Here is a 16,846-nt window from a genome sequence, read left to right as displayed (position 1 = left end):
GAAATTTTGTAACTCCATGGATAGATGCGCAGCATTCCCGCCACAGGCCTTGAGGACATCCAGCCCTTCAGGGTTGTCCAGCAGAGCCAGCAGCAAATGTTCTACCGACGCATACTCATGTCCGTACTGACGGGCAATCTGAAATGCCTGGTTGATGGATTTTTCCAAGGCCTTGTCGATCATCGGGATTACTCCTTTTCCATGATGCAGCGGAGTGGGTGCTGGTGTTGCCGGGCATCTGCCGTGACCAGAGCGACCTTGGTTTCGGCCAGATCATAAGGGAATATACCGCAAAGACCCTTACCCTGATGGTGTACGGACATCATCACCGCAACGGCTTCCTCATGGGGTTTATGGAAATAGGCTTCAAGAACATGCACGACGTAATCCATCGGCGTGAAGTCATCATTCATCAGCAACACCTTATACATCCTTGGCTCTTCCGTTTTCGGATCACGCTCCAGGATCGTACTCCGGCGATGTTGCGTTTTACTCATTTCCCAAGCTCCATGATTTACGTTGTCTGCCTCCATTGTGGCGTCTGCCCCGACCGCTGGCAAGGCGAAACCGCGTAAACAAACAGCTCAGGCCTGATTGAATATGGGGGCGGGCATCGACAAAAAAAAGCGCCGGGTGAATCCCGGCGCCAGCAGATGTAAAACTAGATGAATTACTTGGTAATGTTGATTTTCGCCTGATTACGCAGGTTGGATACGAACTTGGCGGCTTCCTGCTGGGAAAGCTGGGCCTTGATACGATCCTTCATGGCACTCAGAGGTGGCGGGGTCAATGCACGCGTCGCCTGCACTTCGATAATATGATAACCGAACTGGGTCTGCACCGGGCCTACAGGCTTGTCAATGGGTGCGGTTTCAACGGCTTGGGCGAAAGGCGGTACCACCATACCAGGAACAATCCAGCCGAGTTTACCACCATGGGCTGCACTGGCCTTGTCGATGGAGTCTTTTTCCGCCAAGGTTGAAAATTTCTTGCCAGCTTTGAGTTCGGCCATGATCTTGTCGGCTTCTGCCTTGGTTTTGACCAGAATATGCCGGACTTCGTATTCTTTTTTGCCCATGGCCTGCACAAATTTGTTATAAGCCGCCTGGATATCGGATTCGGGAACCGGATGCTCCTGAACATATTGGTCCACAGCGGCATCTGCCAAGATTTGGCGCTTGGCCATAGCCAGTCGTTCTTTGACATCAGGAGACTGAGCCAGATTATGGCTGGTGGCATACTGGGACAGGACTTCCATGTTGACCAGATTCTGCACGACCTGCTCGTGGGCATTAGGCTCTTTGGCTAGCGCCGGGCTCATGGACATAATGGCCTGGACCTCACTATTGTCGATGGGGGTACCGTTGACAGTAGCTACGGGAGCAGCAAAAGCAGGTACTGCAAAAGCGCTGATAGTGGCAGCAAGAACGACCGCACGAAGTTTCATAAGTTTTCCTTCAGGTTAAGTGATGCTCCCCTATTATCCATAGTCACAGACAAAGGGGAAGTGTTAGCAGGAACTACGTTGCAGTGGAATTTCTGTTTCCTGTCTTTTTTCAGGTCCCAGAAGGAATTCCACCAAGGTAAGGGCAAAATCCATAGCTGTACCTGGACCCCGTGAACTGATTAGTGGGCCATCGACCACTACGGCAGAGTTTTCATAATGATATTCCTTACTGAGCGGATCGAGCACTCCCGGATAGGCCGTGACATGGCGGTTTGCCAACAAGTGTTGGCGGGCCAGCAAGCCTGGTGCCGCACAAATGGCCGCAATCAGTTTCCCCTGCTGTTTCCGCTGTCGCAGCAACTCCAGTAGGGGACCGTGTTTTTCGAGGTTTTCAACACCGGCTGCTCCTCCGGGAAGCACAATTACGTCCATCTCGGTATCGGCCAGCTCATCCCAGGTGGTGTCCGGGACAAGGCAGAGGCCGCGACCACCAGTGACCGCACCCGGGCGCAATGCGACGATTGTCACCTGACATCCGGCACGGCGCAAAATGTCACTACAAATAACGACTTCCATATCTTCAAAGCCGTCGGCGACCGGTATGAGTACCTGAATAGCTGTGGACATTAGCCAGCTACCTCGTAATTTTTATCTAAGTGCATGATTGCCAAATCCGCTCATTTCAGAAACCACGATGGTTTGACCGCATTTTCATGGGATTTATCCCGGTTCAATTTTACTGACCAGAGGCAACAGACAAGGGGATCACTTCCTGAACGCTATGACCATTTTCATCAATAGGTACTGCCTGTTTTTCGAGAATCGCCAAAGCCTCGTGCAGGACATAATCTTTTTCCAGATTCGGCTTAAGGATGCTAGCGGCCGCCATCGCTTCTTCCGAAGCGGAGTGGCTACTGGTTTTTGCTGTGACGAGGGTGGGCTTGCTGGCCGGTGCCGTGATGGTGTACTGCGGTTTAACCTTGCTGCAAGTGTCGGGAGCTTTGAGAACGCCCTGTAATTCCGATTCCTTGAGCAGATCTTCATCCATCGCTCGCAGCTGGGGATTAGCAGGCTGAATTTCGACATTGGGCACAATGCCCTGACTTTGAATGGAGCAACCCGCAGGCGTGTAGTACAGAGCGGTAGTTAGCTTGAGGGCACCACCGTTACTGAGGGGAATGACGGTCTGGACAGAACCCTTGCCAAAACTGCGCTGTCCCATGACGAGGGCACGATGATCGTCCTTGAGTGCACCAGTAACAATTTCGGCAGCCGATGCAGAGCCGCCATTGATCAAGACGATCATGGGCGCGCCATGGAGATAATCCGGGCCATGTGCTGTAAAGCGCATGTCGCTGTCGGGGGTCCGCCCCTTGGTGTAAACAATCAGTCCCTTGTTTAAAAACGTATCTGCTGTTTCTACGCCGGCGCCCAGGACCCCGCCGGGATTATTACGTAAATCCAGTATCAAACCTTTCAGGTGTCCATGAGCCGCTTTTTCCAGTTGCTCCACGGCCTGGCGCGTTTCCCGACCGGTATTTTCCTGGAACTGACTGATGCGAATATAGCCATAATCTGGTGCCAGCATGGTGGAGCGTACACTCTGGACCTTGATAATGGCGCGGGTGAGGGTCAAGTGGATGGGCTGATTCTGATGCGGACGCAAAATGGTCAGGGTGACCTGAGTGCCAGGTTTACCGCGCATCATGTCTACGGTTTTCTGCAGACCAACGCCCTGCAATGCCTTGCCGTCAATTTTGACAATCAAGTCTCCGGGTTCGATGCCCGCTTTGGCGGCCGGAGTGCCATCCATAGGGGCGATCACCTTGAGCACGCCATGATCTCCGGTTACTTCAATGCCGAGGCCACCAAACTTACCATCGGTGACCACCTGCATATCCTTGAATTCCTTGGGTGTCAGGTAAGCGGAGTGCGGGTCGAGGGCGCTGACCATGCCGCTGATGGCGCCGGTCATTAATTTTTTGTCAGACGTAGGGTCCACATAATTGGATTTGACGATTTCAAAGACCTGACTGAGGGTTTGGATTTGTTGCAGGGGGACATGGGTCTGATCCGTATTTGCGTACGCACTGTCCGCGTAACTGCTGCCCAGGCTTAACACCAACAGGACGCTGAGCTTGAGCCAGGTGCCAGCTGGGTACGGCAGGATGCGATTGAGCGGGATCATAATGCATTTCTCCAAAAAGCATGCGTCCGGTTTCCTGGAATCGGAGGATCCGGATAAAATCAGTTGTGAATGTAATCCAGAGGATTGACGGGGTGCCCGGCGTTGCGAATTTCAAAGTAAAGTCCGTCATTACCCAGTTCACCACCACTGCCTACCGTGCCTACCTGATGCCCTGCAGCGATTTGTTCGCCGACATGGGCATCGGTGGAACCCAGGTGTCCATATATGCTGAGCAGGCTATGACCAATCTGAACAATCACAATTTGTCCATAACCTCTGAGTGGGCCAGCATAAAGTACCATGCCGGGAGCAATGGCGCGAACCGGCGTTCCTTGTGCCGCCTGAAAAGTAATACCCTGCCAGTCGAGACCACCGGTTACGCGCGGACTGCCATAGCGTGCGGTAATGGGACCGTTAACGGGTGCTGGATAGCGGCCATGGCCGATGATCAGGGTGCTGGGCGGGCTGATGCTCGGGCTGGGAGCAGGTCGGGGTGCTGGCGGCGGGGCTGTCGATGGTGAGACCGGTGCCGGAACAGGTTTCTGGGGAACCGTGGCAATGTGCGGCGGATGCATTTCGGTAGTCGGAGGTGCAGCCTTTTCGGCAGCACGTTGGACTTGTTCCGCACGCTGTTGTTCCTCGGCTTTTTGCACGGCTGCAGCACGCTGTTCGGCACGTTTTTCCGCAGCCAGACGGCGTTGTTGGGCAGCTCTTGCCTCGGCGGCGGCGCGTGCTTGCGCTGCCGCACGTGCTGCCGCTTCGGCCGCCGCCTTGCGTCGTGCTGCTTCGGCAACAGCCTCCTGGTGGCGGAACTGAACCACCAGACGACCCACCAAGCCATTAAGAATATTAGCATTAGCCTGTAATTCGGCAATTTTGGCCTTGTCTTTGGCGATCCGGTCGGTCAGTTGATTTTCGAGTGTGGCATGTTGCTGGCGCTGCTGGTTCAGGGTGTTTTCCTGGGCCTGGATTTGCGTGGCGAGTTTCACTAATCCCGCTTCTCTCAGCTCTACCTGGTGTTGTGTCTGAACGATTTGTGCCGCCGTATTTTGGGTTTTTACAATGAGCGCGCTGCGGGCTTTGGCCAGGGAAGCATAATAAACGCTCATCCGTCCCAATTCTCCGGGTTTTTCGGTTTGTAGCCAGACTGCGAGGGGGGTTGTACCACCAAGCATATAAGCCCCCCGCAATTGTTTACCCAGAATTTCTTTTTGCTGGATCAATTCTGCCTGCAATGCCGTTATTTTTTGTTTCAGATTATTCAGTTTTATTTGGGTTTGTTGTTGTTGTGCCTGAATGCCAGCCAGCTTTTTTCGGGTCGCCGCAATTTTTAAATCAAGCGTTTTGATTTCATCGCGCAGTTCCGCCTGGGTTTTTTGTCCGGCGTTCAGATGAGCCTGAATTTGACCCAGATTCTCGTGGAGATGCTCCAGTTTTTCGCGACTATTTTGGATTTTCTCCTGAAGCGAACTGGCATCTGCTCCCAGTGGAAGTAATCCGGTCAGCAGCAGCAGAGTAACCGAATGGAGCAAAATCCTCGAGGTCATTTAGGCCGTCTGCACCAGATTTTTTCCACCCATTTCCGGCGGTATGGGTAACCCCATAAGATGCAGAAGCGTTGGCGCAAGATCTTCCAGAGCGCCGCCGGACAAGAGCTCGGCGGGTCGTCCGATATACAACAGGGGCACCGGGTTGCAGGTATGCGAGGTGTGTGCCTGACCACTTTCGGTATCCAGCATCTGCTCAACATTGCCATGGTCTGCGGTAATCAGGACTTCTCCACCGACATGACGTACGGCGCTGACAATACGTCCGAGGCTGTGATCGACGGCTTCTACTGCCGCAATGGCGGCACTGAGCTTGCCGCTGTGGCCAACCATATCGGGATTGGCAATATTGCAGATAATGGCATCATATCGACGACTTTCCACCTGCTCTACCAGCGCATCAGTCAGCGCGCTCACACTCATTTCCGGCTGTAGATCGTAGGTGGTTACCTTGGGAGAAGGAATCAAAATCCGGTCTTCGCCAGGATAAACCGTTTCGTCGCCACCATTCAGAAAGAAGGTTACGTGCGCGTATTTTTCCGTTTCCGCAATGCGTAACTGATGTAATCCATGTTGGGCAAGCCATTCCCCGAAGGTGTTTTTGAGCCGGGTCGGAGGAAAAGCCACGTGGACGTCAAAATGTTCACTATATTCAGTGAGCGTCACAAAATCTGCGAGTTTGGGTGTGGCCTGACGGGGAAACCCGTCGAAGTCGGCTTCAATGAAAGGTCGGGTAATCTGCCGGGCGCGATCAGAACGAAAGTTCATGAACAGGACGGCGTCATGATCCTGAATACAGATGGGTGTGCTGCCGATTTGTGAGGGGGCAACAAATTCATCACTTTCGCCCCGGGTATAAGCGGCCGTCAGTGCCTCCTGACCCGTGGCATAGTGGGCACCTTTGCCAAGCGTAAGCAAATCATAAGCCTGTTGTACCCGATCCCAGCGGTGATCCCGATCCATGGCATAAAACCGACCAATCAGCGAGGCGAGTTCTCCACCGTGGGTTTTTAATTCGGCGGACAGTTTTTCCAGAGAATTTTCCGCACAGCGGGGTAGGGTGTCGCGTCCATCCAGAAAAGCGTGCACATACACTCGCTCTGCTCCCCGACTTCGGGCCAGACGCAGGGCGGCAAACAAGTGTTCTTGGTGAGAATGAACCCCCCCCGCCGAGAGTAATCCGAGAATATGGACCGCTCCGCCCTGAGCTTTGGCCGTATCGACTGCCGCACAAAGTGCGCTGTTTTTATAGAAACTTCCGTCCATGATGCCACGGTTGATGCGTTCGTATTCCTGGTAAACGACTCGTCCGGCCCCGATATTAATATGCCCGACTTCACTGTTACCCATCTGTCCGCCGGGTAGCCCGACAGAAGCCCCGGAGGCATTGAGGAGGTTATGAGGATGGCTACGCCACCAGCCATCCCAGTTAGGCGTATGGGCCAAGGCAATGGCATTGTTTTCAGGATCTTCGCGATAACCCCAGCCATCCAGGATTAGCAGTAGTACGGGGCGCGGTGTATGGGCCATCAATTTCCTCTAAACCGGGAAAGAATACAAATAAGGACGCATTAAAGCAGATCAGGCGAATTCTGTCATGGGGTCATCACCAGGGGTTTGAGATGCCAGATATCCGCATTATATTCCCGAATGGTGCGGTCGCTGGAAAATACGCCGCTGGCAGCGCTGTTCAAAATACTCAGACGCTGCCATTCGGTCTGGTCACGCCACAATGCCGCCGCCTCCTGTTGTTTCAGCTTATAGCTGGTGAAGTCGGCCAGAACCATCCAGGGATCATGCGGGTTATTCAGGGTGTGCATGATGGGATCAAAAATGCCCGGTTCAAAGGCATTGAAGTACCCGCTGTGCAGGAGGTCCATCACTCTCTGCAGATCGTGGTCGGCCTGCAAATAAACTTCTGGCTGATAGTTGCCCTTTAACTGGCTGACTTCCTGGGCATTCAGGCCAAACAGAAAAAAGTGTTCGGGCCCGACGGCATCGCGAATTTCAATATTGGCACCATCCAGCGTACCAATCGTCAGTGCGCCGTTCATCATAAACTTCATGTTGCCGGTTCCTGAGGCTTCCTTGCCCGCCGTGGAAATTTGCTCGGACAAATCGGTGGCTGCACAAATCTGTTCCATAAGGGAAACCCGGTAGTCCGGCAGGAAACAAACCCGCAAGCGACCGGCGGTATCGGCATCATGATTGACCACGTTGGCAATGTTGTTGATGAGTTTGATGATCCGCTTGGCCATGAAATAACCGGGGGCGGCTTTCCCGGCAAACAGGACATTACGCGGGGTGACTTCGGAGTCTTCACCGCGTTTAATGCGATCATAAAGGTGAATAACGTGGAGGGCGTTGAGCAGTTGCCGCTTGTATTCATGAATGCGTTTGACCTGGGTATCGACCATGGCACCCGGAATAAAATGCACACCGGTTTGTTCCAAAACCAGCTTGGCGAGGCGGGCCTTGTTGATTTGGCGGACCGCATCCCAGCGTTTACGGAACGTGGCGTCTTCTGCAAAGGGGGCCAGGGCCTTGAGATGGTCCAGGTCGTTTTTCCAGTCAGTACCAATTTGTTCGGTAAGCAGTTCGCGCAAGGCGGGATTGGCCCACTGCAACCAGCGCCGAGGCGTGACGCCATTGGTTTTGTTGTTGAACTTTTGGGGCCAGAGCTTGTGAAAGTCGGCGAACAGTTCTTCGCAAAGCAGTTCCGTGTGCAGTGCAGCTACGCCGTTGACGGAAAAGCTCCCCACCACGGCCAGGTGTGCCATGCGGACCATTTGTTCGCCATTTTCCTCGATGATGGACAGGCGTTGTAGCAAAGCATTATCCCCTGGCGCCCGACGGGCCACTTCCTGTAGGAAACGGCCATTGATTTCAAAAATAATTTCCAGAAGGCGTGGCAGGAGTTGGCGAAACAGGCGTACCGGCCAGCGTTCCAGGGCTTCCGGAAGCAGGGTGTGGTTGGTATAGGCCATGGTCTGACTGGTAATTTTCCAGGCGGTATCCCAGTCCAGGCCATGTTCATCCATCAGCAGGCGCATCAGTTCCGGGACTGCGCAACTGGGATGGGTATCGTTGAGCTGAAAACAGTGATGTTTGGCAAAATGGGTAAAATTTTCACCATGTACAGCAACCCAGTCAGCCATCACATCCTGAAGACTGGCCGAGGCCAGAAAATACTGCTGACGCAAGCGCAGTTCTTTACCATTTTCACTGCTGTCATTGGGGTAAAGCACCATGCTGATATGTTCAGCATTATTTTTGGCCGCTACAGCTTCGGGATAGGCACCCGCATTGAATTCGCCGAGATCAAATATGTCGGTGGAGGCAGCGCGCCACAGCCGCAGGGTGTTGACGACCTCATTGCGATATCCCGGTATGGGGATGTCATAAGGGACTGCGAGGACATCGTGGGTATCCACCCAACGATGATGTAATTTGCCCTGGGCATCATTGTAAGCCTCGCTGCGCCCAAAAAAATGAATGTGACGCACGCGTTCTGGCCGTTTCAGCTCCCAGGGATAACCATTTTTCAGCCAGTGATCAGGTTCTTCGACTTGCTCGCCCGCTCGAATTTCCTGGCGAAACATACCGTAACTGTAGCGTATGCCATAACCCGTGACGGGGAGCCCCAGTGACGCACAACTATCGAGAAAGCAGGCAGCCAGACGACCCAGTCCGCCATTCCCCAGACCCGCATCGGGTTCTGTCTCAATGACGTCTGTCAATTGTCGATGTTCCTGCTCAAGGACTGTCCCGGCCGCTTCTTCCAGCCCCAGATTGAGCAGGGTGTTACCCATGGTACGGCCCAGCAAAAATTCGAGAGACAGGTAAAAAGTGCGCTTACCTTTCTCTTCCGCCACTTTCTGCTGGGTTTTTTTCCAGCGTTCTACCAGGCGATCACGCAGGCTCATGGATAGCGCGGTATATACATTAATTTTCGAGCCGGTTTCTGCTTCCGCACCCAAGGTATGAAACAGGTAATGGCGGGTATCGGAGCACAGGCTGCTGGCATCCATACCAAGAGTGGGTAAGACACAGGCGTTTTTCGCAGGACGTCTGGCAGGCATGATGTGGCTCCTCATGTGCGGATGGTCGACACCCCCATCATAGAATGATGTTATGGGGAATTGAAAGGGGTTATGGTGCCGGAATTTGCAGATATTTCATGGATGGGCACTATTTCAGATCAGCGTGGCAAAGATGCTAGTCTTGAGGTGATAAAAATATATCTGACCAGAGATTCGGTCAGCGATTCATCCCCTTGAAAAGGAGTCGTCCATGGCTAAATCTTTGGCTGATTTTATTCGCAGTGCGCGCAGTCAAATTCGTGAAGTGGATTGCGATACTCTGGAAGACTGGCTGCGGACCCGCGACGACTTGGTGCTGGTGGATGTGCGCGAGGCGCATGCTTTTGTCGAAGGGCATCTACCCGAAGCCATTCATGTTCCTAGAGGCTATCTGGAAGCCCTTGCTGATCCGGATTTCGGCCATTGCCACCCGGTGTTGTCCCAGGCGCGGGATCAGGTGGTGGTGTTGTACTGTGACAGTGGAACGCGTTCTGCGCTTTCTGCGGTCACTTTGCAGGAAATGGGTTTTAGCGAGGTGTATAACCTGGGCGGGGGCATCAATGTCTGGGATGCGGAAGATAAGCCTATTGTGAGCTGATGTGTTGAGCTTCAATCGGGCAGCTGGCAGCTGCCCGGTTGAAGCGACAGCATTAATTACTCAATCTGGCTTCCAAAATTTTCCTGGTAACGGTTTTTGAACTCGCTCCAGGTGAAATGATGATTTTGGGTGCCAGCCGTTTCAATCTTGTAGGCGCCCATCAACGAGGCAATCTTGCCACTGGTTTCCCAGCCCAGATTGTGTTCAAGACCGTAAAGCAAACCTGCCCGATAAGCGTCGCCGCAACCGGTGGGATCAAGTACTGCCTTGGGTTTGGCCGCAGGAATGTGGGTTTCCTGGTCTTCGTGGTAGATGACGGAACCCTGCTCGCCTTTGGTGACGATCAGCGCTTTCAGGCGTTGGCGTAACTCCGCGACGCTTAAGCCGGTACGAGCCAGAACCATCTGGCATTCATAGTCATTGACTGTCAGATAATCGGCCATATCAATGAGACGGGTCAGAGTGGCTGCGTCAAACAGTGGCAGCCCCTGTCCGGGATCAAACAGTGTGGGGATGCCTGCGCGGGTCAAGTCCTCCAGATGCTGGATCATGGCCCCCAAACCATCGGGAGAGACAATGGCCCAGTGCACATCGCTGGGGATTTGCCCGTCCAGATGATTTTCCTGGGCCATGAACATCGCACCGGGATGAAAAGCGGTGATCTGATTGTCGTCCAGATCGGTGGTGATAAAGGCCTGCGCCGTGTAATGATCGGGGAGGATGCGAATCAGATGGGTATCCAGACCCTGCTGTTTGATGTGCTCAAGGTAGGGCGTGAAATCCTGGCCGGCGGTGCCAGCAATGACGGGGTTTCCTCCCAGCAGCTTGAGATTGTAAGCAATATTGCCGGCGCAACCGCCAAAATCGCGGCGCATTTCCGGTACGGTAAAAGACACATTCAGCATGTGTACCTGCTCAGGCAGGATGTGGGCCTTGAAACGGTCCTGAAACACCATAATGGTATCAAAGGCCAGTGATCCGCAGACGAGTGTGGACATGGCAACTCCTTGTTGGATTTTTGTCAAATTGTTGGGTTGGGTGTGGTATTTTTGCTGAAAACAGACTATTATCATAACAGGTTTTTACGAATTGTGTTGTCCTGTCCGAGGTGGGTCTGGTCATGAACAGGGGTCTGCGTACATTACTGAGTGTTGCCATGCTGGCTTTTGCCGTTCCGGCTTGGGCTGCGGATTCTGCTGCCCACGATCAGACCTATGTAAACCTTTTCGGGGGTAATGTTTTTTTCAATGGCGCCAGCGGACTTGCTCATCATGATGGCAATGCAGTGCTGGGTTTGCGTTTGGGGCAGCGTCTCAGTGCGCACCTCGGTGTCGAGGCACAGGTTGCTGCGGCTTTTGCCCATTTGCAGGATGCTGCACCGAATGCTGACGCTAACCAGTACAGCGGCGCATTGCTCGGAAATGTGTATGCTTTTGCCAGTCCAAACACCCCCTATGTTTCTCTGGGTCTGGGTGCTTCCAGCAATCGGTTTAATCAGGATCTAGGGCGCGGCACTTCGCTGATGGGCGTGTTGGGACTGGGTTATCAATATTCCCTGGGGGATCATTTTGGTTTGCGCCTGGATGTTCAGGATCAGCTTCTGTTCAATACGCCGACCTCCAGCGCCGCAAACCTCAACAATGTGCAGGTAACGGGCGGTATTTCCTATTTTTGGGGCGGCAGTAAAAAATCTGCCTTTCCAGTCATTGGTCCTGCCCATCCCTGAAGCTTGAGTGGATTTTGTTTGCGGGGTGAGCGTCTTTCACTTCGCTTGGCCGTGTATCCTTTGCTATAGTGCGCTCTGTCCCCGTCGACGATCAATTCATCGGCCACGCCAGCAAGGAGCCTGAACGCATGTCCAAAAGCCATCTTTTTACTTCTGAGTCTGTTTCCGAAGGTCATCCCGATAAGGTCGCAGACCAGATTTCCGATGCCATTCTTGATGCCATTCTGGCGCAGGATCCGCGTGGTCGGGTAGCGGCTGAAACTCTGATTACTACCGGCCTCATTGTTCTGGCGGGTGAAATTACGACAACGGCTAACGTCGATTACGCAGACGTTGCCCGTCAAACGGTGCGCCGGATCGGCTATGATTCATCGGAAATGGGCTTTGACTGGGCCTCCTGCGCGGTGATGCAGACGCTCGACAAGCAGTCTCCGGATATTGCTCAGGGTGTGAATGAAGGGGCTGGTCTGGATCTGGACCAGGGCGCTGGTGATCAGGGCCTCATGTTTGGTTTTGCCTGTGATGAAACCGATGTGCTGATGCCAACTCCGATTTATTTCGCCCATCGCCTGACCGAACGTCAGGCTCTGGTGCGTAAGGATGGCCGCCTGCCCTGGTTACGTCCCGACGCCAAAAGTCAGGTGACGGTGCGTTACGAAGAAGGCCGCCCGGTTGCTATTGATGCCGTCGTCCTTTCTACCCAGCACAGTCCTGATATCAGTCATGCGGATCTGGTGGAAGCGGTGCGGGAAGAAATCATCAAGCCGGTATTGCCGCCGGAAATGTTGCACAAGGACACCAAATATCTGATTAACCCTACCGGTCGTTTTGTTATTGGTGGACCCGTAGGCGATTGTGGACTGACAGGCCGCAAAATCATTGTAGACACCTACGGTGGTCAGGGTAGTCACGGTGGCGGTGCTTTTTCGGGTAAGGATCCTTCCAAGGTGGACCGTTCTTCTTCTTACGCCGGTCGTTACGTGGCCAAAAATATTGTCGCTGCGGGTCTGGCGAGTCGCTGTGAAGTACAGGTGGCTTACGCCATTGGGGTATCCCAGCCGGTCAGTCTGATGGTCGATACCTTTGGCACCGGCAAAGTTGATGATGATCGCATTGCGGCGCTGGTTCGTGAACATTTTGATCTGCGTCCCAAGGGCATAATTCAGATGCTGGATCTGCTTCGTCCGATTTATGGTAAAACCGCTGCTTATGGGCATTTCGGTCGTGAAGAACCGGAATTCACCTGGGAACGGACCGACAAGGCCGCAGCCTTGCGGGATGCTGCTGGATTGCGATAAAAAGACCTCTGTGCGGAGAATCTCTCCGCCGGAAGTTCGGGCTGAGGAGCGCTGCAGTCGCCAAGTCTCTGGTGGTCAGGCTCGGCCCGTTTTCCTTCGTGTAAAACCGCGCTCGCTTTCATGATCAAAGGAACGACCACCATGAATGCTGTGCTTAAAACGGGTGAAGACTTTAAAGTGGCTGATATGTCTCTGGCCGCCTGGGGACGTAAGGAAGTCCGTATTGCTGAAACGGAAATGCCAGCATTGATGGCTATCCGCCGGAAATATCAGGCTCAGCAGCCCTTACAGGGTGCGTGTATTGCGGGCTGTATTCATATGACCATCCAGACCGCTGTACTTATCGAAACCCTGGTGGCTTTGGGGGCTGAAGTGCGCTGGTCTTCCTGCAATATTTTTTCTACGCAGGATCAGGCAGCAGCGGCTGTTGCGGCTGCTGGTGTTCCGGTTTTTGCCTGGAAGGGCGAAAGCGAGGAAGAGTACTGGTGGTGTGTAGAGCAGACCATTACAGGTCCTGACGGCTGGCGCCCCAATATGCTGCTGGATGATGGTGGAGACCTCACCGGATTGCTCCATGAGAAGTATCCCGAGTTGCTGGAAGGCATCCACGGTGTTTCCGAAGAAACGACCACAGGCGTGCACCGTCTTTGGGAAATGGCCAAAGAAGGTAAGCTCAAGGTGCCCGCCATCAATGTCAACGACTCGGTGACCAAAAGCAAAAATGACAACAAATACGGTTGTCGTCACTCCCTCAATGATGCCATCAAGCGGGCCACGGACCATCTGCTGTCGGGTAAACGTGCCCTGGTTCTGGGGTATGGCGATGTGGGCAAGGGTTCGGCGGCCTCCCTGCGTCAGGAAGGCATGATTGTGCGCGTCACCGAAGTAGATCCCATTTGTGCCATGCAGGCCTGCATGGACGGTTATGAAGTGGTTTCTCCCTACAAAAAGGGTATCAACGATGGCAGCGATGCCTGTATTGATCGGGATCTGCTGGGCCAGACGGATTTGCTGGTTACGGCTACCGGTAATTACAATGTCTGCGATGCGGGCATGTTGAAGGCCCTCAAGAAAGGTGCTGTTGTTTGTAATATTGGTCATTTCGACAATGAAATTGATACGGCTTTCATGCGCTCCAACTGGGCCTGGGACGAGGTCAAGGCTCAGGTGCACAAAGTGTATCGTGATGCGCCGGCAGGCAAGGACTTTGATGCGGACAGTGATGATTACCTGATTCTCCTTTCTGAAGGAAGGCTGGTAAATCTGGGTAATGCTACCGGGCACCCCAGTCGGATTATGGATGGTTCTTTTGCCGATCAGGTTTTGGCGCAGATACATCTTTACGGGGAACGCTTTGCTGACCTGCCTGCCGCGCAGAAGTCTTCTCACATCGGCGTCACCGTCCTGCCGAAAACCCTGGATGAAGAAGTGGCTCGATATATGGTGGAAGGTTTTGCCGGGGTGCTGACCCGGTTGACAACGGCCCAAGCCGAATATCTTGGCGTTGACGTTCACGGGCCTTTCAAGACCGACGCGTATCGTTACTGATGGCGCACTCCGTCGAGTTTTTTCCGCCCAAAAATGCTGCAGGCGAGGAGCGCCTGCGGGAAACCATTCGTGCCCTGTTACCTTTGGGTCCAGAATATGCCTCGGTGACTTTTGGGGCCGGTGGTTCTACCCGGGAACGGACATTCGCCACAGTGGATATGATCCGCAAGGATTATGCTCTGGAAGCCGTCCCGCATCTTTCCTGCATTGGCTCTACGGAATCGGGTATTCAGGAAATTCTGGAAGATTACCGGGCTCAGGGTATTCAGCGTATTGTTGCCTTGCGTGGTGATTTACCAGAAGGCATGAGTAACCCTGGTCATTTTGAATACGCCACCGATCTGGTGGCTTTTATCCATCAGTTCGGTGGTTTTAAAATTTATGTAGCCGGTTATCCGGAAGTGCACCCAAAGGCCGTTTCTGCTGAAAATGATTTACAACATCTGGTTGAAAAGGTGCAGGCGGGTGCAGATGCGGTTATCACCCAGTATTTTTATAATCCCGATGCGTATTTGCAGCTCCGGGATGATATACAGCGGCGGGGTGTTGAGGTGCCGATTGTAGTGGGTGTCATGCCCATCACAAATTTTGAACAGATTTCCCGTTTTTCGGCCATGTGCGGAGCCGAGTTGCCGCAATATTTGCGGCGCCGCATGGAAGCTTATGGGGAAGATCTGCAGTCCCAATATCAGTTAGGGATTGAGTTGCTGAGTCGGCAATGTGAAACATTACTCTCACAGGGGGCACCCAGCCTGCATTTTTACACGCTGAATCAGTCCGAGGCGACAACGGCCATCTGGCAGAATCTCGGGCTTTAAGTCTTTTTGACGCCATTATCGAAGCCTCGAAAGCGAGGATAATAGCGTTTTCTGTTGACCGGCGGACAACCTTTGCTACACTGACTTCAAGATGGCCATGGAATATGTTGGTCAGCAAGAGAATTTTTTACTATAAGAGGTTCATACCATGTCTAAAAAGTATCCTGTTGTTGCAGTCACCGGTTCTTCGGGAGCCGGGACAACGACTGTCAAACATGCATTTCATGACATTTTTCGGCGCCTGAAAGTCAATCCGGTCATCATTGAGGGAGATAGCTTTCACCGTTATAACCGGGCGGAAATGCGTGAAGCCATTGCCAAAGCAGCAGCAGAAGGTAAGACCATCAGCCACTTTGGCCCCGAAGGGAATGACTTTGAGTCACTGGAGCGTTTGTTCCGCAGCTACGGAGAGACCGGTCATGGCCAGATGCGTTACTACGTGCATGATGATGCGGAAGCGGAACTGCGGGGTAGTGCTCCTGGAACCTTTACGCCATGGCAGGATATGCCTACGGGTACGGACCTGCTTTTTTATGAGGGGCTGCACGGCGGGGTGAAAACCGAAGATGTGGATGTCGCCAATTATGTGGATCTTCTGGTTGGTGTCGTGCCGGTTGTGAATCTCGAATGGATCCAGAAAATTCATCGTGATAATTCCCAGCGTGGGTATTCGGCTGAAGCCATTGTGGACACGATTTTGCGCCGCATGCCGGATTATATTCATCATATTACCCCCCAGTTTTCGCGCGCGCATATCAACTTTCAGCGCGTACCTTTGGTGGATACTTCTAATCCTTTTATCGCCCGCGATATTCCCACACCCGATGAGAGCATGGTAGTCATTCGCTTTCGGGATCACAAAGTTGAGCATTTCCCGACCTTGTTGCAAATGATTCCCGGAAGCTTCATGTCGCGTTCCAATACCCTGGTTATTCCGGGTACGAAAATGGGTTTCGCCATGGAAGTCATTCTCGGGCCGCGCATTGAACAGATGCTGGATGAAAAAAAGGAAGCACTCTGATAGCGCGTTAGTATTTATCCTGATGACATCCGGTATCGGCAACATCGATACCGGATTTTTTATGTCCTGCGTTTATGTGGCGGAAGCCTGATCAGCAGTTTCTGTCATGACGGAACAGTAGAGATGTCATGACGTGTCATGCAGAATCAGAAGAAATACAAACGGTTCTATTTGTATGATGTGTTGATGATTTTTAATAATAAACAAGCTGTTACAAATAATTTTTAGGTATTGTTAAGGGCTTTCAGATAGTTGGCCCCTTTCTTGCTGTGTAGCTCTTGAGTGCTCTGACATTCAAGAACCGCTTAACGGCTAGGAGGAGATATGAAAATTATGGGTAAGACTGTGAAATCACCCGCTACAAAAGCAGTTATTCTGGCAGTGGCCTGCACGTTGGGTGCAATAGTCCCTGTGGCCGCTAATGCGGCGATAGGTTCGGCCTGTTTATTTGGTCAGGGCCGCATTTTGGGCACTGGCGCAGTAACAGCGATAGACGGTGCTGCCGGTGGTGGTATTAACCCCTGGGCAGTGATTTCGGGTTATGGCACCAATCAGCAAATTGGCGCGACCGCT

General features: G+C 52.9%; 16 protein-coding genes and 1 riboswitch. Of the genes, 7 read left to right on the top strand and 9 right to left on the bottom strand.

All coding sequences use genetic code 11. The annotated features are described in order from the left end of the window. The 8 genes from HJG40_RS11175 to HJG40_RS11140 form a co-directional block, all read right to left on the bottom strand. Window positions 1-183 (bottom strand): Clp protease N-terminal domain-containing protein (locus HJG40_RS11175; protein ID WP_215864265.1); only part of this gene is annotated, 183 nt, incomplete at its 3' end. Window positions 184-188: 5 nt separating this feature from the next. Then, a complete protein-coding gene (clpS, locus tag HJG40_RS11170; protein WP_010642909.1) occupies window positions 189-497 on the bottom strand; it encodes an ATP-dependent Clp protease adapter ClpS in 309 nt (102 codons plus the stop codon). A 173-nt stretch (window positions 498-670) separates the two neighbouring features. After that, complete coding sequence (locus tag HJG40_RS11165) at window positions 671-1,447, bottom strand: peptidylprolyl isomerase (RefSeq protein ID WP_215864264.1); 777 nt, start codon at window positions 1,445-1,447, stop codon at window positions 671-673. A gap of 63 nt (window positions 1,448-1,510) precedes the next feature. Then, a complete protein-coding gene (locus HJG40_RS11160; protein ID WP_226857402.1) occupies window positions 1,511-2,074 on the bottom strand; it encodes a DJ-1 family glyoxalase III in 564 nt (187 codons plus the stop codon). A 109-nt stretch (window positions 2,075-2,183) separates the two neighbouring features. After that, window positions 2,184-3,635 (bottom strand): S41 family peptidase, encoded by a 1,452-nt coding sequence (locus HJG40_RS11155; protein WP_215864263.1) that lies wholly within the window; start codon window positions 3,633-3,635, stop codon window positions 2,184-2,186. A gap of 59 nt (window positions 3,636-3,694) precedes the next feature. Then, window positions 3,695-5,182, bottom strand: coding sequence for a murein hydrolase activator EnvC family protein (locus tag HJG40_RS11150; protein ID WP_215864262.1), 1,488 nt, complete (start codon window positions 5,180-5,182; stop codon window positions 3,695-3,697). Then, the gene (gene gpmI / locus HJG40_RS11145) at window positions 5,183-6,712 is read right to left on the bottom strand and encodes a 2,3-bisphosphoglycerate-independent phosphoglycerate mutase (protein WP_215864261.1); all 1,530 of its coding nucleotides are present in this window, start codon (window positions 6,710-6,712) and stop codon (window positions 5,183-5,185) included. A gap of 65 nt (window positions 6,713-6,777) precedes the next feature. Then, complete coding sequence (locus HJG40_RS11140) at window positions 6,778-9,264, bottom strand: glycogen/starch/alpha-glucan phosphorylase (protein WP_215864260.1); 2,487 nt, start codon at window positions 9,262-9,264, stop codon at window positions 6,778-6,780. 211 nt (window positions 9,265-9,475) lie between these two features. On the opposite strand from HJG40_RS11140, the gene HJG40_RS11135 reads away from it, so the two are divergent. Then, window positions 9,476-9,862, top strand: a complete 387-nt coding sequence (locus HJG40_RS11135) for a rhodanese-like domain-containing protein (protein WP_215864259.1) — start codon at window positions 9,476-9,478, stop codon at window positions 9,860-9,862. Between the two features lie 56 nt (window positions 9,863-9,918). Here the strand turns inward: HJG40_RS11135 and HJG40_RS11130 are convergent, their stop codons facing one another. Next, window positions 9,919-10,860 carry a carbohydrate kinase family protein gene (locus tag HJG40_RS11130; protein ID WP_215864258.1) on the bottom strand — a complete coding sequence of 314 codons (942 nt, stop codon included), beginning with the start codon at window positions 10,858-10,860 and terminating at the stop codon, window positions 9,919-9,921. Window positions 10,861-10,982: 122 nt separating this feature from the next. Here HJG40_RS11130 and HJG40_RS11125 point away from each other — a divergent pair, with 122 nt between their 5' ends. The 6 genes from HJG40_RS11125 to HJG40_RS11100 form a co-directional block, all read left to right on the top strand. Next, complete coding sequence (locus HJG40_RS11125; RefSeq protein ID WP_215864257.1) at window positions 10,983-11,588, top strand: outer membrane beta-barrel protein; 606 nt, start codon at window positions 10,983-10,985, stop codon at window positions 11,586-11,588. 128 nt (window positions 11,589-11,716) lie between these two features. Beyond that, a complete protein-coding gene (gene metK / locus HJG40_RS11120) occupies window positions 11,717-12,886 on the top strand; it encodes a methionine adenosyltransferase (RefSeq protein ID WP_215864256.1) in 1,170 nt (389 codons plus the stop codon). Between the two features lie 37 nt (window positions 12,887-12,923). Next, a riboswitch (S-adenosyl-L-homocysteine riboswitch) is annotated at window positions 12,924-13,007 on the top strand. Window positions 13,008-13,027: 20 nt separating this feature from the next. Then, window positions 13,028-14,434: an adenosylhomocysteinase gene (gene ahcY / locus HJG40_RS11115; protein ID WP_215864255.1), complete on the top strand. Its 1,407-nt coding sequence runs from the start codon at window positions 13,028-13,030 to the stop codon at window positions 14,432-14,434. Beyond that, window positions 14,434-15,252 carry a methylenetetrahydrofolate reductase [NAD(P)H] gene (metF, locus tag HJG40_RS11110; protein WP_215864254.1) on the top strand — a complete coding sequence of 273 codons (819 nt, stop codon included), beginning with the start codon at window positions 14,434-14,436 and terminating at the stop codon, window positions 15,250-15,252. The genes ahcY and metF overlap by 1 nt, the downstream gene beginning before the upstream one ends. Window positions 15,253-15,400: 148 nt before the next feature. Continuing rightward, complete coding sequence (locus HJG40_RS11105; RefSeq protein ID WP_215864253.1) at window positions 15,401-16,273, top strand: phosphoribulokinase; 873 nt, start codon at window positions 15,401-15,403, stop codon at window positions 16,271-16,273. A 333-nt stretch (window positions 16,274-16,606) separates the two neighbouring features. Then, window positions 16,607-16,846 (top strand): DUF3034 family protein (locus tag HJG40_RS11100; protein WP_226857401.1); only part of this gene is annotated, 240 nt, incomplete at its 3' end.

Origin of the sequence: Acidithiobacillus concretivorus (assembly GCF_018853445.1) — a bacterium.
Taxonomy (GTDB): Bacteria; Pseudomonadota; Gammaproteobacteria; order Acidithiobacillales; family Acidithiobacillaceae; genus Acidithiobacillus; species Acidithiobacillus concretivorus.
This window is presented reverse-complemented; position numbering and strand designations above follow the sequence as displayed.